Below are 20,856 nucleotides of genomic sequence, written 5' to 3'. Positions count from 1 at the left end.
CCCCTATCCCCTATCCCCTGACCCCTATAACTAATCCCTATCTCTTCATAAAATCTTTCAATTAGAAAACTATTTACAATCTTCAAAAACATCCTACTTTTGCACCCGTAAAACAGAACATAAAAACACAAGATAATATGTCATTTGTAGGAAAACAATTCCCCAATATCGAGGTAAACGCAATGAGCGACCTCGGCGATACATTCAAAATCAACGTGCTTTCTGAAGCCGTAAACAGTAAAAAGAAAGTTCTTCTTTTCTGGTATCCAAAAGATTTTACTTTCGTATGCCCTACCGAGCTCCACGCTTTCCAAGAAGCCTTAGCCGAGTTCGAAAAACGCAACGTAAAAGTAATAGGTGCCTCTTGCGACACTGCCGAAGTACACTTCGCGTGGCTCAACACCCCTAAAAACAACGGTGGTATTGAAGGCGTTACTTACCCTATCCTTGCCGATAGCAACCGTAACCTCGCTCGCACTTTAGGTATCCTCGACTCTCGTGAAATTTACGACGAAACTGCCGATGCTTACCTCCTCGAAGGTGACGATGTAACTTTCCGCGCTACTTACCTTATCGACGAAACAGGTAAAGTATTCCACGAAAGTATCAACGATATGCCTTTAGGTCGTAACGTAAAAGAGTACTTGCGCCTTGTAGATGCTTACACTCACGTACAACAACACGGCGAAGTTTGCCCAGCTAACTGGGAAGAAGGTAAAGACGCTATGAATGCCGATCGTAAAGGCGTAGCAAGCTATTTAGCTTCTCACTAAAAAACTGAAAACTTGATCATTGTAAATAAGCATTGACTAAAAAACTCAACACTATTTTTTCATCACTATGACAGAACTTACTCAAGACAATTTGCAAGAAATCGTAGCTGCCAATCCCCTCGTATTCGTACAATTCGGCGCAGGATGGTGCGGTAACTGCAAAATCATAAAACCAAAATTCAAAAAGTATGCAGCCGAAACCCCTAACGCTACTTTTGTATATGTAGATGCTGAGGCTTTCCCAGAGTCACGCAAACTCGCCAAAGTGGATAACTTGCCTACATTTGCCGCTTTCAAAAACGGTAATTTGGAAAAACAATTGCAAACTAACAAAGCCGAACTCTTAAAAGAATTTATAGATGAGATTACCGGTAATTAAACATATCGTTCAGTTTATCGAGAACAACGACCAAGATTACGTGAATGAGACCATCGAAACTCTCGAAAATCTCATAGAATGCGAACATCTCAAAGATGAGGAGTTAGACGTAATCGGCGAATTGCTCTCCAATTTCTACGGAGCTATCGAAGTTGATAACCTCATCAAGCAAGGTACTCCACAAAAAGAAGCCCTCAACACCTTTATGAAGCGCGTTGTAGGCTCAATCGACAAGTAAAATTATTATTATTTCTTTCACTAACTAAAAACGAAAAAGCCGTTCAGAGGGGTCTGAACGGCTTTTTCAATTCCCCAATTCTCTAATCCCTATTTGCTAATTCTCTAATTTGCTAATTTGCTAATTCCCTAATCCCCACCCTCTTATCTCTTATCTCTTACCTCTTGCCTCAAAAAACTTTTGCATATCTCAAATATTTGTCGTAATCTTGCCCCCGAAATAATGTCAGCTCGATATAACAGAATATTGATTTACAGATTTGTAACATAATATATTCACAAAATAATTCACCGTCAGGTGAAAATTCGTGAGATAATAAAAAATAAAGACTTTTATGAACTCCCTATTTCGTGAAAATTCGTGTAATTCGTGGGAGATTTAAAATATTTTACTGATTGTTAAATAATTACTTACGTCGAACTCACGTTAAAATAAACAACGCACAACTAACGATCAAATAGTAATAACCAAATAAATATAAAAACAAATGAAAAAACTTTTTATCATTGCAGCAATGGCTGTAGCGGCAATCACTACCGCCAACGCCCAAGAATTCAAAGTAGGAGCTAAAGCAGGCTTCTTATTGTCAAGCGTTTCCGAACCTGAATATTCAATAATTGGTACAGGAACCGCTAAATTTAATACTGCTTACAGACCTGGTTTTCACTTTGGAGCTTTTATTGAATATGGCTTCAACGAAAAACTATGGGTAGAAGCTGGTATAGACTATGCTTTCCAAGGAGCCAATTTAAAATCACTTGAAGTTAGCGCTGGTCCCCTTTCTGGAAAAGTAGATTTAAACAGTAGTAGTAAATTGGCTATACAGCAGCTTAATGTCCCTCTTTGGTTTAAATACGATATCAATGGGTTCCGCCCTAAAGTAGGAGTAAACTTAGGTTTCCTATCAAAAGTAGAATTTGAAGCTGAGCCTGCTAATAACTCTAATCTTATTAGCAAACTTAATTACTCCCTTACCCCTGATAAAAACTTTGATTTAGGGTTAGGCTTTGGTGCTGAATACAACTTAGATTCAGGACTCTTCTTCGATGCTACCTTCAATTTAGGACTCACAGAGTTATCTACTAAAGATTACTCAAAAGATGGTAAAAATTGGGTTCCTATGAAATTCAAAAACCGCGTATTCCAAATTGGTGTAGGTTACAAATTCTAAAACTAAACCACACAAATAATAATGATAAAGAGGCTGTCCTAAAAGTCTAAAAATCGCTTTTACATCATAAACTTTGTCAAAGTCCCAAAACTTTGACAAAGTCTATAAACCTGATAATCAATCACTTTTAGAGTATATTATGTAGGGGCGTTTTGCAAATGCCTCCTCAAAAAAACTTTTCGGACAGCCCCTTTCTATAACAATCCCTCTATCCGAGATTTTCCTAGTTTCTCTGAGACACTCCCCCTTCATCACAACATCACCGTCAGGTGAAAATTCGTGTAATTCGTGGGAATTATAATATCCCTACACTTTTCCAAAGTTTCTAATTACTCATCGTGTTACGCCCTTTACCAAAGTTGATTACTCTGATAATCAATCACTTTTAAAGTATGTTGTGTAGGGGCGTTTTGCAAATGCCCTTTACAAAAAACCGTTACAAACACCCTTTGCAAACACCCATCACAAATACCATTACAAATAGAGCTTTTTAAACAGCTCCCTCTATAACAATCGCCCTCTATCCGAGATTCTCCCAGTTTCTCTGAGACACTCCTAGTTTCTCCGAGCCCCTCCAAGATACTCCCCCCCCTCATCACAACATCACTGTCAATTAACAATTATTTTGTATCTTTGCCCCAAAATCAAATAAACACCCATTCAATATGAAAAAATTTTTAATAACTTTAGTAGCCATTACAAGCCTTATCGCTTGCAAAAGCAAAGACGACAACGATACCCCTAACCAACTCATAGGCGGTTGGAAATTAGAATCTATCACTGATAATAATCAGCCCAAACCTCTCACTGAATGTGCTAAAAATGTAGTTATCTATTCAGCTACCGAAACCGAAGAAATATTTTTCAAAGATGATGGTACCGGTAAGTGTGTTTACGACAAGGACGCTAGTATCGAAAAACGTCCCTACAGAGTACGTGGCAATATCGTTATCGCTACAAACCCCGCTATTCAACAAGATTACCCAGCAGAGTTTGCTATTGAGGGTAATAAAATCACTTTCAAAGTAAAGGCTACAACCCAGTCTGGTGAAACAAATAGAGTTTTAGTATTTCGCAAACTCTCCGCACAAGAACTTACCGAAATAGAAAAATTAAAAAATAACTAACCCCCTCCCCCCGAGATTCTCTTAGTTTCTCCTAGCTTCTCCGAGACACTCCCCTAGATTCTCCAAGATTCTCAGAGCCCTTTGAGATTTTTCAAAAAATCACAACTTATTAATTATCAATACATAACAATCACTACCACTGTTAAACTTTTGTTAAACCATCAAATTATTTTGGTATTTCAAAAAAACGCCGTACCTTTGCCAACGCAATGAGGGTGGTAGCTCATTGTAAAACTTCAAATAATAGTTTTCATAATTTAAAGTTTTGGTTGGTTAATGGAAAAGTCCGATAGCAATATCGGGCTTTTTTCTTTTTATTAACCGTTAATTGATAATTCTTAATTGTTAATTGATAATTATTTTGTACTTTTGCCTCGAATATACAATATAAAAGCAAAATGACCCCTATATACAACCAGTTACTCATCCCCTTCCTCACTGCAATGGCTGTAGCAATTACTATGGGAGGTAGTGGCACTGCCCCTGCTTTCTCAGCCAGCTATGGCGCTAATGTGATTAGGAAATCTATCATTCCAGGGCTTTTTGGGATAATGGTGTTTGTAGGTGCTTTTATAGCTGGTAAAAAAACAGCTGGCACTATGGGCAGCGGCATCCTACCTTCAGAATTTATGGACTTCACCGTCGTCTCTATTGCCCTATTTTCCATAGCTGTAACAATGCTCATCTCTAATATATCAGGCATCCCCCAATCCACCAGCCAAGCAGCCGTGCTCGCTTTAGCCGCCCCTGCCTTGTATTTCGGTAGGTTAGACACCCATAACCTCTTTGTCGAAATCATCCCCGCTTGGTTTATATTGCCCATCATATCCTATTTCCTCAGCTTCTTCGCTGGGAAATATATATACCAACCTATGCGCCGTCGCGGACTCACCATTCAGCGCGCTCAAAATGAGAACAAACGCCATATATGGGACATCGTGTTAGTAATAATGGCTCTCTATGTATCGTTTGCCATAGGCTCTAACAACGTTGCCAATGCCGCCGGCCCCCTCTATACGATGACCATCAACGAGCTACACATCCGCGAAAGCGATCATATCGTCATCCTAATGCTCGCCACCTTAGTAGTAGCCCCCTGTTTCGGTATTGGTGCTTCCCTATTTGGGCATAAAATACTCAAAAATACCGGTAAGGAAATCATCCTCTTTGGCAAGTTCGAAGCTGTAATCATCGCCTTCATCTCAGGTAGCCTACTCCTGCTCGCCTCAGTGGTAAAAGGTATCCCTACCTCCTTAGTACAAGTAAATGTAGCAGCTATTTTAGGTATAGGCGTCGCCAAAATGGGACACAAAAATATATTTCGCAAAACCCAAGTAAAGCGATTTTTCACAATGTGGATGATTGCCCCTGTTATATCCTTTTTACTCTCTCTACTGTTGATTTTTTTAGCAGATAAAGCCAATTTGCTCTAATAAAATACTTAATGAATTGTTAAAAAACAGACGAAATGCCTTGCGGATGAGTAAAATCTATCAAAGTGGAAAAGATATACAACTAATTATAAATCAACAGTATACTAAAATGTATAAAATATTTTAATATTAATATAGCGTTAAAATACTAAAACAAGCATACTATATTCAAAAAAAGTAGTATCTTGCGCCCGAATTTTTATGCTAACAAGTGTTTTTACTATGAAAAGAAGTTTATTAAGAATCCCTATTTGCATAGCTCTTACAGGCTTATTGCTCACCAGCTGTGGAGGCAAAAAGTCTGATAGAAATGTATCAAGTGCAACAGGATGGAGAATCAATGCTAAAGAAGGCGGATTCCAATACAACACCGATTTCAAAGATCAAGAAACCGGTCCTGGGCTTGTACTTATCGAAGGTGGTACTTTTACTATGGGGCAAGTGCAAGATAACGTGATGCACGATTGGAATAACACTCCTTCTCAGCAACACGTACAATCCTTCTATATGGATGAAACTGAGGTAACCAACAAAATGTATATGGAGTACCTCGATTGGCTCAAACGTGTGTTCCCTCCCGATCAAGAGCAATACCGAAATATATATATAGGTGCGCTCCCCGATACTTTGGTATGGAGAGGCCCCTTGAGCGCTAACGAAGCAATGGTAAACAACTACTTGCGCCACCCTGCTTATGCCGAGTATCCTGTAGTAGGTGTAAACTGGGTTCAAGCAGTACAATTCAGCTCTTGGCGTACCGACCGCGTGAATGAGGCTATCCTCGAACGCGATGGTTACCTCGCCCGTGATGCTCGTTACCAAGTTGATGCGCAAAGTACTTTCAGTACCGATACCTATCTCAATGCCCCTACTCAAACTTATGGCGGTAAAATAGCCGGCGAAATGGGGGGTAAAAACACCAATAAAGATGGTGAACCAAGCTACGCTAAACAAACCAGTGGTGTGCTATTGCCCGAATACCGCCTCCCTACCGAAGTAGAATGGGAATACGCCGCTAAATCACTCAACGGTATCCGTGAGTACAACTCTTTACAAGGTAGAAAAAAATACCCTTGGGATAGCCAATACACCCGCTCTACTAAACGTAGCACTCGTGGCGAATTGATGGCTAACTTCAAACAAGGTAAAGGTGACTACGGCGGATTAGCCGGTTGGTCAGACGATAAAGGTGATATCACCGTAGCTGTAAAAACTTATCCACCTAACGACTTCGGTTTGTATGATATGGCTGGTAACGTTGCCGAATGGGTAGCCGACGTATATCGTCCTATCGTCGATGATGAAAAATCCGACTTCAACTACTACCGTGGTAACGTGTATATGAAACACGCTATAGGTGAAGATGGCAAACAAATCGTAGTAACTCCTGAATCAGTAAAATACGATACCTTGCCTAACGGAAAAATCATCGCTCGTAACCTCCCTGGTAACTTGGCTACTGTGCCAATCGACTCTAACGAAACTTACTTGCGTTACAACTTCACACACGCCGATAACCGCAGTTACAACGATGGTGAAAAATCTTCAACTCGTAACTTCCGCAACCAAGGTGGTTTAATGGCTCCAGGTGCTGAGTATACTAACTCTATGTACAACGCCCCTCGCCCTAAAAAACCAGGAAGTGAACTCAATGGTAAAGATTACGACACCTCTAACGACCGTACTTCTCTCATCGACGACGAAGTTCGCGTATTCAAAGGAGGTTCTTGGAGAGACCGCGCTTACTGGATCGACCCAGCTCAACGCCGATTCCTCCCTCAATACATCGCTACCGATTACATCGGATTCCGTAATGCTATGAGTCGTGTAGGTTCTAAATCTAAAACTAATCACCGTACTCCTAAAGGATAAATTTTTAAAACAATATAGAAAAAGTGCTGTAAATAGTAATGTTTGCAGCACTTTTTTCTATTATACCTTTCTTTATAATATCTACAAAATCATATTTGTGTTACTACACTTTGCTAAAATTTTCTGCTTATACAGCTCACACTAAAAAATATTCACTAAAAAGTGAACTTGTAATAAAATATTTTGTACTTTTGCAGCGAAAAAACATAATCAATTATGATAATAGAATTTGAAGAAGAATGTTTAAGAGAGTTATATGAAGAAGGAAAAACAAAACATAAAAAGTATAAAAACCTACCAAAGGATATAGTGCAACGTTTTGTAAAAACTATTCAAAAACTGAAAATAGCTGATAGAATAGAAGACTTATTTCTGTATAACAGTCTTAACTATGAAAAATTGAAAGGAGATAAAAAAGGTATAGAATCTGTTAGAGTAAACAATAAATATCGAATAGAATTCATTTCCTCTATAGAAGAAACCGACGAAACTCCCCCTACTATTATAACAATATGTTCCATAATAGAACTCAATAACCATTATTCTTAAAAAATAGAAATTATGAAGCCAAATAATAACAACTTAATACCTTTTAAAGCCATACATCCAGGTGAAATCATAAAAGATGAGCTTGAGGCAATAAATATGACTCAAAAAGAATTAGCCATTCTTTTAGGAGTTAAATCATCGTATATCAATGAAATTATAAAAGGAAAGAGAAATATAACTGCCGAAATAGCTGTGCTATTAGAAGAAGTATTCAAAATCCCTGCAATGCATTGGATGAGTTATCAATCTCAATATGATATCGACCTACAAAGAATAAAAGAGCGAAATATAAAGCGCGCTAGCTTAATCCCTTTATGGGGAGTAGTAAAACAATATGTCTCTGTAAAATCTCTTCAAAAATTAGGATACTTAAAAGATGATTTAGAGTATAACTACAATACTATCAAAGAAATATTTGGAGTAAATAGTGTAGATGAACTCGTCTCTTTCTTTACTAAAAAAAGACAGTCATTAGATAAACTCAATGAAGAAGAAAAAAATACAATCACTTGGGATGCCTTAGTTGCATATAATGCAAATAAAAAATGAAAAATCTTTACCAAAAATTCCTCGCCTCTACAGGCGTCTCTACCGATACTCGCAATATTGCTGAAGGTAGTATTTATTTCGCACTAAAAGGTGCTTCGTTCAACGGAAATACCTTTGCTGCCGAAGCTCTCGAAAAAGGGGCTCAATATGCCGTAATCGATGAGGCTGCTTATCAAACTTCTGATAAAATGATCTTGGTTAGCGATGTACTCACTACCCTACAAGAACTCGCTACCTATCATCGCAACACCCTCAAAACTCTTGTGATAGGCATCACCGGTAGCAATGGCAAAACCACTACCAAAGAACTCATCAAATCTGTTTTATCACAGCAGCTGAACGTAGTAGCTACTCAAGGCAACCTCAACAACAATATAGGGGTGCCACTCACCCTGCTCTCTATCAAACCCGAAACCGATATCGCTATTGTAGAAATGGGCGCCAATCACCCTGGCGAAATCGCTTTCCTCTGTAATATCGCCCAACCCGATTATGGCTATATCACCAGCATTGGCAAAGCGCATTTAGAGGGGTTTGGCTCATTCGAGGGCGTTATACAAACCAAAGGCGAACTCTACGACTACCTCAAAGCGCACCAAAAAACCATCATCGCTAATGCCGATAACCCTATTACCGAAGCCCTCTTAGCCGATTATCACAACGAGTATAGTTTTGGGGTAGGTAAAGGGGTGAATGTAGCCGTACAGTGTTTGGGCACTCAGCCTGTAACCATACAATTTGAAGATGCCTCAACACAAACTACCGAAGAAGGGGAAAGAGTTCTAATAGAAGGCTTTACCGATACTCCTACCGTAGCAACTTCACATTTAGTAGGTAGCTACAATTTTACCAATATAGCCGCTGCAGTAGCTTTCGGCAAATTTTTCAAACTCTCTAACGAGGCTATAAAAAGAGGTATTGAAGCCTATATCCCGCAGAATAACCGCAGTCAATTAGTGCAATGGGGCAGCAATACTGTATTGCTCGATGCTTACAATGCGAACCCCAGCAGTATGGCTGCTGCTATCGATAACCTGCTTACAATGAGTGACGAGAAGAAGAAAGTGCTCATCTTAGGGGATATGTTTGAATTAGGAAACTACGCTGCAGAAGAACATCAGCGTATAGTAGATAAACTTAAAAATTATGAGTGGGAAGGCGTGTATTTAGTAGGTAGCAACTTTGCCAAAACCCAAAGTCCTTATCCGCAATACGAAACTTTTGAGGCTTTCAAAGAGGTCTTTCCTACCCTATCGTTCAACAATTGCCTACTCCTTATCAAAGGCTCACGCGGAATGGCGCTCGAACGTTTAATTCAGGTAAAATAGGTAACAAGTTATAACACTTTGTCAAAGTCCAAGGACTTTGACAAAGTCTCTTCATTCACTATTTACTTTTTTTCTTCACTTGAAAAAGCGTGTGGCTATTGCCGCTACCTAAGTTATCATAGATAGCACTTACTTCCAATCCAGCGCGCTCCACACAGCGTATCATATCACCAGAGTAGTACATCTTGCTGTTGCCGTTTGCCATTGCAGTAAAGTAAACGCTTATTTGGGTGAGGCAATATGCCCCTGTTTCGTGTTGTTGTCTATCCCAGTAGGCTTCGAGTATGTAAAGCGAGGTATGCTCGTCCATTGCAGCTGCTGCACGCGTGAGAATGCTCGTTACTTCATCTTCAGAAAAACAATCTAAAAACTGACTCATCCATATTGCATCAAATCCTTTAGGGAAAGGCACCGAGGCGTCTAAGAGGTTCGCAGGATGTCCCGCAATGCGTTCAGCACCTGCTTTGCCAGCGGTATTGGCTTTCATCAACCCTAATTGTTGAGGCAAATCCATAATGGTTACCTGCACATCGGGGTTGTAGTCCACTGTTCTCAAGGCAAATCTACCGGTATTGCCGCCCACATCGAGCAGGGTTTTCACGGGTTGTTTGAAAACAATGTTCAAAGCATCGTCAAACGAATAATCAGAATAATAATGATCGAAGGCGAACCATTTTTCTTGGGCTTTAGGGGGCAGTTGTGAAAGTCCCTCGTAGATAGTAGGCCAAGAGCCAAATACTTTTAATCCTGAAGGTTTGCCCTCGGTAAGAGCCTCTTCGAGGTGGAATAAGCCTTCGTAGCACACCTCTTGTATAAACTCCATATTCACGCGTGTTGTTTTGTCGCGTAACAAAAACCAACCTGCTTTGGTGATAGAAAATCGGTCGTCGTTACTCACAATTACGGTACCTATAGATAGCGATGCCTCCAAAAGTATTTTCACTGCGTAGTCACTGAGCTTTGTTTGAGCGGCAACTTCCGCCATTGTAAGCCCGTTAGGGGCGTTGCATAACGCTTCCAAAACGCCAAATTTTACCATTAGTTGAGAGATTTGAAAAACAACAGGTCCAAAAGCGATTTCTTGAGCCAAACGCTGAGCCTCAAGGGCTGTTCTCTGTTCTTTAGTGTATTGTTTCTCTAATGCAGGAGTTAAATTCATAAAAGGGTAATGTGTTAATCAGAATCAAGTCGCAAAGATATAAAATAATTACGAATTACGAAGTACGAATGACGAAATATATAATAATGACGAGAGACGAATGACGAATGACGAATGACGAGGGACGAATGACGAGGGACGAATGACGAGGGACGAATGACAAATGACGAGGAATAAATGATTAAAAGGTTTTTATTTTAAAAAGTTTTAAATTCTCTTGTGTTTATAAAAAACTATATATATATTTGCAGCGTAATTAACAATCAATTATCAAACCCAAAGTATGAAACGATTACTATTTTTAGTAATGGCGCTTCTTCCTCTTGCCATTACTCACGCACAAAGCGCCTATAAAGGTACTTTACTAAACGAAAAAGGGGAACCTATCTTTGGTGCCAATGTTATCCAACTCACTCTCCCCGATTCTACAATGGTAAAAGGAGCTATTAGCGATGACAAAGGTCATTTTGAACTGCCCGACAACGCCCAAGGTAAGCCTTCAGTACTCAAAATTACCCATTTGGAGTACAAAGAAAAAGTTCTTACCCCTTCTTTGGGCGATTTAGGAACCATTTCCCTACAAAAATCAGTAAATGAACTCGGTGAAGTAGTGGTTTCGGCTCATCGCCCTGTGATGAAACAACAAGGCACTGTAATTACTACCGATATTGCTGCCTCCACGCTTAAAAATTTACCTAATTTAGGTACTATCATCGATTTTTTACCTGGTGTTTCTAAATCATTTGATGGAAGTGGTTTACGTGTATTTGGTAAGAAAAATCCCGTCTACTATATCAACAATCGTAAGGTGAGAGATGGCTTTGGTTTAAGTAGAATAAACCCTAAAGAAATTGAACGAATAGATTTAGATACTGAACCAGGGGCTGAACACGACAATAGTATAGGCGCCATTATTCGCATCATCTTGAAAAAGAAAAAAGGAGATGGATTGAGCGGATTGGTGAATGTACAGCCCAATTTTAAAGATGGTATCCGTGCTCACGGGATGGTAGATTTGAACTATAGAACTGGAAATACCGACTTCTTTGTGATGGTCGCCCCCAACCACAACTACGGAGTAGTGAGCGAAAGAGGTAGTGAATTTTTAGTGCATACCAAAAGTGATAATTGGCAAGTAAAGACTTCTAATTACGAAAAAGATAATAGTAAGCATTTCTACACAAAAATAGGATTTGCACACGATATCAATGAAAAACATTCAATAGGAGCAAGTGTTTGGACAAATATAAACCCATATTCAGGGCATACTCTCACTAAACAAGACGCTCAAACATCACACAATGGCATTCTAACAGAAAACAAAGAAAATGCTTATGATCGATTTAATAGAAACAAAAGTCTGGCTTCTAATCTATACTATGAAGGAAAACTTTCTGAGAAACTAAAACTGCAAACCGATATAGATTATCAAGGAATGCGCTCTGACCACCATTCAGATATTGTAGAGAAAAACAGACTGCTCTCTACCGATAGGAACGTAAGTACCAATGCTGATGCAGAGTCTAATTGGGTGGGAATAAAAACAACATTTAGTCAAGATTTCAAAAAAGGGGCGTTGAGCTATGGATTTGAAGGGAGTACGCTTTCACGTAATGAAATTTACAAAGACAATGTACTTAGCACTTCCAATATAGATAACAAAGAATTGAAATCGGCACTCTTCGCTACTTACTCATTCTCTTGGGAAAAAGTAAGTTTGAAAGCAGGTTTACGTTACGAATATACCAATTTTGAATATTTTGTAAATAAGCAGAAACGCACTGCTCAAAGTCGAGTATATCGCAATGTATTGCCTAATATTTCCTTCTCTTTTCCTTGGGATAATACTCGATGGTCTTTAAGTTATGCACGAAAAATACGCCGCCCTGCTTTCTATGAACTCAGTGATCATTCGGCTTATAGTTCTTCTTTTCTATACAATCGCGGAAATGCCAGCTTGCTTCCTCGCCTGAGTGACGATATCAACCTTTTAACTTCTTACAAAAAATATTCGTTAGCGGTGAACTATTCTTTTGTAAAAGATGCTATCTATACAAGCTATGGACTTTCTTCGCTTGCTCCTAATGTCATAGAAAAGACCTTGCGAAATTTCGATAAGTATAGAACTGTAGATCTTACCTTCTCTGCACGTTACAAATGGAAGTTTTGGGCTCCGAAAGTAACATTCAATTTCAGTAAACAATTTGCTGAGGGTGTTTTTGAGCAAAATGACCCTATTTTTTCTATAGAAATACAAAATCAATTGCTCTTTTCTGACAATTGGTTTATATTGATGATGATGCATTACCAATCTAAAGGAAGTATTGCCGATGTTTATTACGAAAAAGACAGATTTGATATGGGACTTATAGCATCCTATTCTATACCTAAAACCTCTTCAAGTATATTTTTTGGAGTAAGTGACATCTTCAATAGCAGTAAGAACAATACTATTGTTAAAAACTCGCTCATCACTCATAGAAATTACGATATAAAGACGAACAACCGTGAAGTATTTGTTGGTTTCTCTTATAGGTTCAACTACGTACGCAACAAGTATAAAGGGCAAGGAAATATTGGTGATAAAGATAGACTTTAAATTTATATTATGAACGAACTTGAAAAAATAAAAATTCTTTTCTTGTACAAACTTTGGCAAAGTTGATTACAGCCTAATTGCCAAGTATCTATCCCCTCTTTTTTCATTTTTTAAAATACTTTAGAGGTCTTATCTTAAAAAAAATCTTAAAATTTACTTGTTTATATATATATATATATATATATATATTTGCAGCATAATTAACAATTATTTATCAAACTCAAAGTATGAAACGATTACTATTTTTAGTAATGGCACTTCTTCCTCTTGCCATTACTCACGCACAAAGCGCCTATAAAGGCACTTTACTAAACGAAAAAGGAGAACCTATCTTTGGTGCTAATGTTATCCAACTCACTCTCCCCGATTCCACTATGGTGAAAGGGGCTATCAGCGATGATAAAGGTCATTTTGAACTGCCCGACAACGCCCAAGGCAAGCCTTCAGTACTCAAAATTACCCATTTGGAGTACAAAGAAAAAGTTCTTACCCCTTCGTCTAACGATTTAGGAACCATTTCCCTACAAAAATCAGTAAATGAACTTGGTGAAGTAGTGGTTTCGGCTCATCGCCCTGTGATGAAACAACAAGGCACTGTAATTACTGCCGATGTAGCGGCTTCTTCATTGAAAAACATCCCTAAAGTAGACCTTTTGCTCTATTTCTTACCTGGGGTATCAATGTCGTATACCTCTTATGGCGTAGAAGTATTTGGCAAAGGAAAACCTTTGTTCTATATCAACAACAAGCGGGTGCGCGATATGAACGATGTGTACCGCCTTTCTCCCAAGGAAATAGACCGCATTAGCTTGGAAACGCAACCAGGTGCTGAATACGACAACAGCGTGGGGGCAGTGATTCACATCTTCCTCAAAAAGAAACAAGGCGACGGTCTCAGCGGTGGTGTGAGCGTGGAAAGTCGGTTTAAAAAAGGACAAGAAGGCTTTGTGGATGCTCACCTAAACTACCGTTCAGGCAATACCGATGTTTTCTTCTCAACACACACAGATGTCTATCACAACTTCAAACGCGAAAACAATCAAGAGTTGAATGTGCATACCCAAGCCAACAATTGGCAAGTGCACACCGATGAAATAGTGAAAGATAACACTCGTCGTTTCTATGCCAAAACAGGTTTCTCTCACGAAATCAACGATAAACATTCATTGGGGGCAAGTGTGTGGATGACTACAAGTCCGCTATCGAGGCGTAATATTACCGAGCAAAATACAGCTACTTACCGCAATGGAACCCTTACCCAACAAGGATTGAACACTTTCGACCGCCTCAACAAGGATACACGCCTCAATGCCAATGTGTATTACGATGGCAAACTTTCCGATAAACTCAAGTTGCAAACCGATGTATTCTATGCGGGTGCTTCCTCTAATTATCGTTCTGATATTGTAGAGCGCAACCTCACCACACCTTCTCAGCGCAATATCAACACCCATTCGGATGCGCAATCACACTTGTGGACGATGAAAACCAATCTCACGCAACGAGTAGGTAAAGGCTTGTTAGGCTATGGTGTGGAAGCCAGCACCCTATCGCGCTACGACAATTATAAGGACAATATCAGTACTCCTACCGATATCGACAACAAGGAAACACAATCGGCTGCTTTTGTGAGTTATTCGTTCCCTTGGCATAAAACCAAATGGAAAATAGGAGCACGCTATGAATATACCGATTTTGGTTATTTTGAAAACGATGTGAAGAACGATGCTAAAAGCCGTAGTTACAAGCACTTGCTCCCTAATATTTCGGTAGCATTCCCTTGGCATAAAACCGAATGGTCGTTTAGCTATGCCAAAAAAATCACCCGCCCTGCCTTTTATGAACTTTCCGACCGTTTTACGTATGAAACTCCTTTTCTCTACAATCGCGGTAATACCGATTTGCAACCGCGCCTAAGTGATGATTTTTCGCTCTTGCTTACTTATCAAATCGTTTCTCTATCAGTAGATTATTCATTGGTACACAATGGCTTTTTTGAAGATTACCAATTGTCGCGTACCCTGCCTAATGTAGTAGAGCGCTACATTCACAATTTTGGTGATTACCAAAGATTGAAATTAGAACTTTCGGCTTATTACCAAATAGGGCGTTGGGTACCAAAACTCGATTTGATGTACGGCAAACAGTTTGCTAATGGCGTTTTTGAGAACAACCAACCCGTCTTTGGAGCTGAGTTGATGAACCAATTTAGCCTAAGCGACAATGCTAATCTCTTTTTAATGATGGTATATCGCAGTAAAGGAAGTAAGGATACTGCTTATGGTTATAAACCTCAAGGAATGGTAATTTTGATGTTTTCACATTCTTTCCTCAACAAATCATTGGAAGTGTATGGAGGTGTAATGGATATTTTTAACCAAATGGGAACTTATGACAGATTTCAAAATCCTTATGTTACTAATAATAAGCATTTTGATAGCAATACACGTTCATTTCGCATTGGGTTAGAGTACAATTTCAATGCTACTCAAAGCAAATACAAGGGTCAACAAGCCGACGGTGACCAGAAAAACAGAATGTAAGTTGTGTGTGGGCGTTTGCAAAAGGTGCGAGCCGCACGGGCAATGCGGCTCGCACTATTTTTTTACTTCTGAAATTCTCCTACCATTATACGCCCGCCACTCTCGGGTGAATTTCCTCGAAAGAATATGCCTTCGGTTACCAAAAATTCATCTTTATAAAAGCCAAAAGTACTTTGTAAGATAGAAAAACCTTTTACGTGATGTGTTTTCCAAGTTTTGCCATAATCATAAGAAAAACGAATTTCGGGGGAGGTACCTAAGGCTGAATAGTCGCAAATAAAATTGTTGTATCTGTAATGTTTTTGCCTATTGTCCTTATTGATAACATACAACAACTCTTCATCTAAATTATAAATCTTTTCTTCATACTTTTCCTCATCATCTTCATTTTTTACTTGTTGTAATGTTAGCGGACTATCAGCCTCATCTATAGGTAAAAAGTAATCATATTTATTTTTGAGTTTCTTGTATAACTTTTCTTGTTGAGAGATGACATTGTAAATATACAAATCATTGTTTTTCATATAAATCAAATCTCCATTCTGATTGATAGGGTAAGTAGATATATCTTTAATTGCTTTGGGTATTTCATACATTTTGTTTCGGTTTGATATATCCATTACATATTTATTTTCTTTGTTGTCATACATAATATATCTGCCGTCAAAAATACCATACCATATATTTGATTTTCTATTATACTCATCTATTTTTTCTACTTTAAGTGTTTTATTGTTAAATAGATAAATAAAACGATGCTCTCCCGAAGTCTTTATAATGCAGTAGTTCTCAGTTTTGTAAAAACTATCAAAGTAATTTCCTTCTAAGGGGATTTCCTTATAGGTTTTACCTTTGTCGGTAGAGATAAAAAGTACCGCTTGTTTTTCTAAAATTTCAGGATCAAAAGCTCGCAAATCTTTTTCTGCTCCCAATAGAATGGTGTGGCTGTTGATTACTGCAATGCTATTTACCTCAATAGCTGCCCCTGCATTAAAATAACCTTCATATACTTTTTGTTTGTACAAATCCATAAAGTTGTATTGGGCAGTCCATTTCATATTGTTGTCTTTGGGGGTGAACATAGAACAAGAGGTTAGGAATGTGGCTATGAGTAAAAATAATAATGGTTTTGTAGCAAATTTCTGTGGCATATTTTTAGTCAAGTTTTTATTATTCAAAAGGAGTGGGAGGAATAACATCTTCCTCTGTAAATTTTGAAATTTCTAATGTTTTAGGTTCTAAAAAAGTTTGTTTGCCATTGTCGCCTATCAATTGAAAAGTGAGATAGGTATTGTTGCGATTTACGCGAATATCTAAGTGAGCCGTTACTTTATCGACTTCTTTTCCAAATACTTTTTGATAAGCTGCTACTACTGCTTCCCAATCAAAACTTACTTCAGCCAAATATTTTTCTCCGTTTTCTGCTTTATACCAAATTACTAATTCTTTAAACAAGGGACGTTTTTGAATAGGCTCTTCTAAATAGAAGAAATCTTTTTTGTCCATATAGGAATTAAAATCAGTATACAAGGTAGTACCTGCCTCTCCATTCCAATAGCGATAGTCTACATCACCTATCTTTCCATCAGGAATTTCATAGATAGGGAACCATTGGTATTGATGGTTTCTATAACTATCCCATAAGCCAAAGGGGATAGGTTTGTTTTTATTGGCTTCGCGTACCGCTTTAGGAATTGTTAAGTCACTATTTAAAACCTCTTCTCTATCCTCTTTGCTAAATATAAGGCGTTCGTGACTATCTAACCCAGGTGGCTCTTTCAAATCTATTTTTTCGGCTTGGTATCTTCCTATTTCAGTAATTTTTTTATAGCCATTGCCTGCCCAGAACACTACTACGCCACCAGGGGCAATACCTACTACTATGGTATCATAGGTTTTATGCCTTACTTCCCCATTAGGGACTCTTTCTTTATAACCTTCTCTAAAGAGTTTTTCTATTTTTTCATAATCAATAGCAGTCTTAAGCCTATAAAAACAATCTTCTTTATACGACAGCCATACCATATCTACACTTGCAGGCAAGTATCCCATTGAGTGGCTTTCATATCCATAAGCACTCCCCCAATCGGGTTCTTCTTTTTCAGTGTACAACTCTCCTACAATGGGAGTTCCTCCCACCATAGCTGCATAAAAACGTATAGGGTAGCCTATGGGAGTATTCACCGCTATGCCCCAATCGTATTCTTGTTCATTCATATTCTTATTATTGCTATTATGGTTTTGACAGCTAGCGAGCTGCAGGGTTAAGAGTAAAAATAATAATATCTTTTTCATAAGAATAGGTTTTTTCTGCAAATATAGAACTAAAAAGCAAAAAATCAATACTTTTTATTCTTCTTCTCTTCTATAATTTAAACAATCACAAGGAAAATTTTTTATATAGTAATCATTCTGAAAATTACAATCTTTCAAATTTATTGTATATTCTCCTTTTTGAAAATGTAGGTTTTGAATGAGGATTTGTTTCCTTTTTTCTAAACTTAGGGTAATACTCATAGTATCTTTTTTATAAATAAAAAGATTTCTACCATTATTTCTTATTGCTATATGTTCTGTTTCTTTTGTAGATGAAGACAGAAAATAAATAGTTTCTACATTATTTGTCTTTATCTCTTTTACAAACAGAGATTTCTTTGAAATAGAGATACTATCAACTATAATTATAGAAGGTAAGGGCTGAGCATTGGAATAAAAAAATAAGAATGATAAGAAAATAATTAGGTATCTCATAAATAACTGTATTTATTGTGAGGTGGATATAATTGTAAGTGAGTGATTTGCTTTTAGGGGCGTTTGCAAAACGCCCGTACACAACAGACTCTAAAAGTGATTGATTATCAGATTTATAGACTTTATTAAAAGAGCGAGCCGTACGGGCAAGAAACTTTGGCGAAGTGTAGCGATACAAATTTTATAAACCAATTCTGACTGACTATCATACTTTTCATTTTAGGTTATATTGCTCTACATCATAAAATTGGAATAACTTACCCTTTTCAAGCCTTTAACTTCTTTTGTTTTAGGGTCGCGTATAAATTCAAAACCTATAAAGATATTATCGTAGGCTTTATCGGCACCCCAATGAGGAATGATTTCTTTGATTTGGTCTTCTTTGAGTTCAAAAACTATGGTAGGGGTTCCCATTAAATTACCAAAATTATCTCCATAGATAGGAGCTAATATTTCTGAAAGTTCTTTAGGCGTTGTATCTTTATGGATAGGGTGCCCCTCTACCAACATATACCCATCTATTATAGGCATTTGTTTTACAGCGCGAGCCTTAGAATCATTAAAATCCTCAGTGTAATAGCGATTCCCTTCAAAAAAAGGACGAAAATAAATAAAGAATCTGTCTATTGTAGAATAATTATCAGCCCACATTGGAATTGTATTCCAAACAGCAACCTCTTCATCATAAAATGGTTTTCCTAATTTTTTATAAAAGATAACTCTTTTTTCGAGTTTTAAAAGAGTATCGTTATAATATATTTTATACCCTTTGATCTCAAAGCGGTGTTTTTGTTTTTTAAAGGCTTCAATAGCTTCTTTTTCTGTAATAGTTTTGGGAGTAGTGGTGGTATCAGTGTGTTTGTTTTTAGGTGTTTGCCCGTTGCAAGCAAAAACTACAAGGGCGGTTGCAAGAATAATGAATACTTTTTTCATTTTAGGTTATATTATAAATTAATGTGAGTTCAACGTAAGTAATGTAAAATATTTTTAATCTCGCACAAAGCGAGCTGTGAGCCCTCGTTGGCTACCTTCAAAGGGGGAGATGCGATGCAAAATCGATAACATTCTGTTAATCAGGGATTATTGTTTTTCAACTCTTGATTCATATTCATAATAAAGATTTTAAAAAGTCAAACCAATGCAAATTATCTGTAAAGATAGCAATTAAATAAAGAATTGCTAATGGTATGATAATAAATGGTACGACATCAATTAATAAATTGATACTCAGAGGCACTAAATCAATTTTTTCTTTTTTAGTATTACTGCCAATAACATCTTGCAACTCTTCTATTTTTGATTTATACTGTTTTGCGACCTCTTTGCTAAAAGGATTTTTCGAGTAAATAAAATATAATGTACCTTCAATACGCAATATGCGCCCTATTTTACCTTTGGAACTTTTGAGATAAAAAATCTTTACTTTTTCAAATTCAGTTAATAATTGCTTGTTATTGCGTGTATAAATAAACTGTCGTTGCTTGCTATTTGTTTCAATGATAAGTTTTCTACTTCTTAGTTTAACATATCCTAAAGTACATAAAACCACCATAGGAAGATATAAACGAATAACTATACCCCACCATTTCTGAAGTTCAGATGTATAGAACATTGGTAGATGGAACAAAATAATAAATACTATAAAAACAATAATCCCCTCCCATAAGGATATTGACCAAAACTCAAATGTTTTTGATTTGGGAGATACACTCATAATAAAGATTTTAAAAAGTCAAACCAATGCAAATTATCTGTAAAAAGAGCTATTAGAATAATTATCCATAAATAAAAATAGCAATTATGTGAAACGTACCTACTATTCCCGCTAAAGCACCTCCTAAGACTAAAATATTGAAAAAGAAATTCATTGTAATAGGCATAATATCAACCCATTTATTTTTCGATTTACTATTAATAATATTCCTTAAAATCTCTACTTCTGAATTAAATTGTTTGACTTCAAGTTTTTCAGGAAAGGTATTCCCATCGTGGAGTAAGTATAAACGATTATCAATACGTAATATATAACCTATTATTTTAAATAGTAGTTTACCTCTAAAGATTTTTGCATTCTCAAAAAAGCAAGTGTGTGATTCACCATTGATGTCATAAATAAACTGATGTTCTACAACATTTATTTTTATAAAAATTTTTTTACTCCTTTTAGAAAAAAATAAGCCTATTATTATGAGTGCCAAACTCATCATAAATAAAATAAGTAGTGTTGTAGGGAAAATAATCTCTTCTACAAAAATGAATATTATGAAAACAATTGCTATAAAAAGAAAAATACACTCCCATACAGAAATTGCAAAAAAACTTAATTCTTTATCTTGATTTGTTTGTTCTTTGACAGTATTGTCTTTTTTCTTTCTAAAATTCATT

General features: G+C 37.2%; 19 protein-coding genes. 12 read left to right on the top strand and 7 right to left on the bottom strand.

The window, feature by feature from the left end; genetic code table 11:
- The first annotated feature begins 137 nt into the window (after positions 1-137).
- The 10 genes from JMN12_RS13650 (at position 138) to JMN12_RS13605 (ending at position 9,419) form a co-directional block, all read left to right on the top strand.
- Positions 138-773 (top strand): peroxiredoxin, encoded by a 636-nt coding sequence (locus JMN12_RS13650; protein WP_095898404.1) that lies wholly within the window; start codon positions 138-140, stop codon positions 771-773.
- 67 nt (positions 774-840) lie between these two features.
- Positions 841-1,152, top strand: coding sequence for a thioredoxin family protein (locus JMN12_RS13645; protein ID WP_203139786.1), 312 nt, complete (start codon positions 841-843; stop codon positions 1,150-1,152).
- The gene (locus tag JMN12_RS13640) at positions 1,133-1,390 is read left to right on the top strand and encodes a DUF6952 family protein (protein WP_009414270.1); all 258 of its coding nucleotides are present in this window, start codon (positions 1,133-1,135) and stop codon (positions 1,388-1,390) included. Before JMN12_RS13645 ends, JMN12_RS13640 begins: the two co-directional genes overlap by 20 nt.
- A gap of 487 nt (positions 1,391-1,877) precedes the next feature.
- The gene (locus JMN12_RS13635) at positions 1,878-2,561 is read left to right on the top strand and encodes a porin family protein (RefSeq protein WP_198467719.1); all 684 of its coding nucleotides are present in this window, start codon (positions 1,878-1,880) and stop codon (positions 2,559-2,561) included.
- Between the two features lie 665 nt (positions 2,562-3,226).
- Entirely contained in the window at positions 3,227-3,688 is a 462-nt protein-coding gene (locus tag JMN12_RS13630; protein WP_203139783.1) for a lipocalin family protein, read from the top strand.
- 398 nt (positions 3,689-4,086) lie between these two features.
- A complete protein-coding gene (locus tag JMN12_RS13625; RefSeq protein ID WP_009414267.1) occupies positions 4,087-5,121 on the top strand; it encodes an inorganic phosphate transporter in 1,035 nt (344 codons plus the stop codon).
- 201 nt (positions 5,122-5,322) lie between these two features.
- The gene (gldJ, locus tag JMN12_RS13620) at positions 5,323-6,993 is read left to right on the top strand and encodes a gliding motility lipoprotein GldJ (protein ID WP_198467717.1); all 1,671 of its coding nucleotides are present in this window, start codon (positions 5,323-5,325) and stop codon (positions 6,991-6,993) included.
- A gap of 216 nt (positions 6,994-7,209) precedes the next feature.
- On the top strand, positions 7,210-7,542 hold the full coding sequence (locus JMN12_RS13615) for a type II toxin-antitoxin system RelE/ParE family toxin (protein ID WP_009414264.1): 333 nt from the start codon (positions 7,210-7,212) through the stop codon (positions 7,540-7,542).
- Between the two features lie 12 nt (positions 7,543-7,554).
- Complete coding sequence (locus tag JMN12_RS13610) at positions 7,555-8,091, top strand: HigA family addiction module antitoxin (RefSeq protein WP_203139781.1); 537 nt, start codon at positions 7,555-7,557, stop codon at positions 8,089-8,091.
- The gene (locus JMN12_RS13605; protein ID WP_203139779.1) at positions 8,088-9,419 is read left to right on the top strand and encodes a UDP-N-acetylmuramoyl-tripeptide--D-alanyl-D-alanine ligase; all 1,332 of its coding nucleotides are present in this window, start codon (positions 8,088-8,090) and stop codon (positions 9,417-9,419) included. The genes JMN12_RS13610 and JMN12_RS13605 overlap by 4 nt, the downstream gene beginning before the upstream one ends.
- 58 nt (positions 9,420-9,477) lie before the next feature.
- On the opposite strand, the gene JMN12_RS13600 is transcribed toward JMN12_RS13605, so the two are convergent.
- The gene (locus JMN12_RS13600) at positions 9,478-10,578 is read right to left on the bottom strand and encodes a methyltransferase (protein ID WP_203139778.1); all 1,101 of its coding nucleotides are present in this window, start codon (positions 10,576-10,578) and stop codon (positions 9,478-9,480) included.
- Between the two features lie 283 nt (positions 10,579-10,861).
- Here JMN12_RS13600 and JMN12_RS13595 point away from each other — a divergent pair, with 283 nt between their 5' ends.
- Positions 10,862-13,177 carry an outer membrane beta-barrel protein gene (locus JMN12_RS13595; RefSeq protein ID WP_203139776.1) on the top strand — a complete coding sequence of 772 codons (2,316 nt, stop codon included), beginning with the start codon at positions 10,862-10,864 and terminating at the stop codon, positions 13,175-13,177.
- A 227-nt stretch (positions 13,178-13,404) separates the two neighbouring features.
- Positions 13,405-15,720: an outer membrane beta-barrel family protein gene (locus tag JMN12_RS13590; RefSeq protein WP_203139774.1), complete on the top strand. Its 2,316-nt coding sequence runs from the start codon at positions 13,405-13,407 to the stop codon at positions 15,718-15,720.
- Between the two features lie 62 nt (positions 15,721-15,782).
- Here JMN12_RS13590 and JMN12_RS13585 read toward each other — a convergent pair whose 3' ends face one another.
- The 6 genes from JMN12_RS13585 to JMN12_RS13560 all read right to left on the bottom strand — a co-directional run bounded on the left by JMN12_RS13585 (position 15,783) and on the right by JMN12_RS13560 (position 20,855).
- Positions 15,783-16,871, bottom strand: a complete 1,089-nt coding sequence (locus tag JMN12_RS13585) for a hypothetical protein (RefSeq protein ID WP_203139773.1) — start codon at positions 16,869-16,871, stop codon at positions 15,783-15,785.
- Between the two features lie 19 nt (positions 16,872-16,890).
- Positions 16,891-18,015: a DUF2931 family protein gene (locus JMN12_RS13580; RefSeq protein ID WP_203139771.1), complete on the bottom strand. Its 1,125-nt coding sequence runs from the start codon at positions 18,013-18,015 to the stop codon at positions 16,891-16,893.
- 54 nt (positions 18,016-18,069) lie between these two features.
- Positions 18,070-18,471, bottom strand: a complete 402-nt coding sequence (locus tag JMN12_RS13575; RefSeq protein WP_203083570.1) for a hypothetical protein — start codon at positions 18,469-18,471, stop codon at positions 18,070-18,072.
- 234 nt (positions 18,472-18,705) lie between these two features.
- Positions 18,706-19,404, bottom strand: a complete 699-nt coding sequence (locus JMN12_RS13570) for a hypothetical protein (protein ID WP_203083571.1) — start codon at positions 19,402-19,404, stop codon at positions 18,706-18,708.
- 175 nt (positions 19,405-19,579) lie between these two features.
- A complete protein-coding gene (locus JMN12_RS13565; RefSeq protein WP_203083572.1) occupies positions 19,580-20,185 on the bottom strand; it encodes a hypothetical protein in 606 nt (201 codons plus the stop codon).
- Positions 20,186-20,246: 61 nt separating this feature from the next.
- The gene (locus JMN12_RS13560) at positions 20,247-20,855 is read right to left on the bottom strand and encodes a hypothetical protein (protein ID WP_203083573.1); all 609 of its coding nucleotides are present in this window, start codon (positions 20,853-20,855) and stop codon (positions 20,247-20,249) included.
- Position 20,856 lies beyond the last annotated feature (1 nt).

The sequence above is a fragment of the Capnocytophaga genosp. AHN8471 genome (genome assembly GCF_016806945.1).
Lineage (GTDB): Bacteria > Bacteroidota > Bacteroidia > Flavobacteriales > Flavobacteriaceae > Capnocytophaga > Capnocytophaga periodontitidis.
This window is presented reverse-complemented; position numbering and strand designations above follow the sequence as displayed.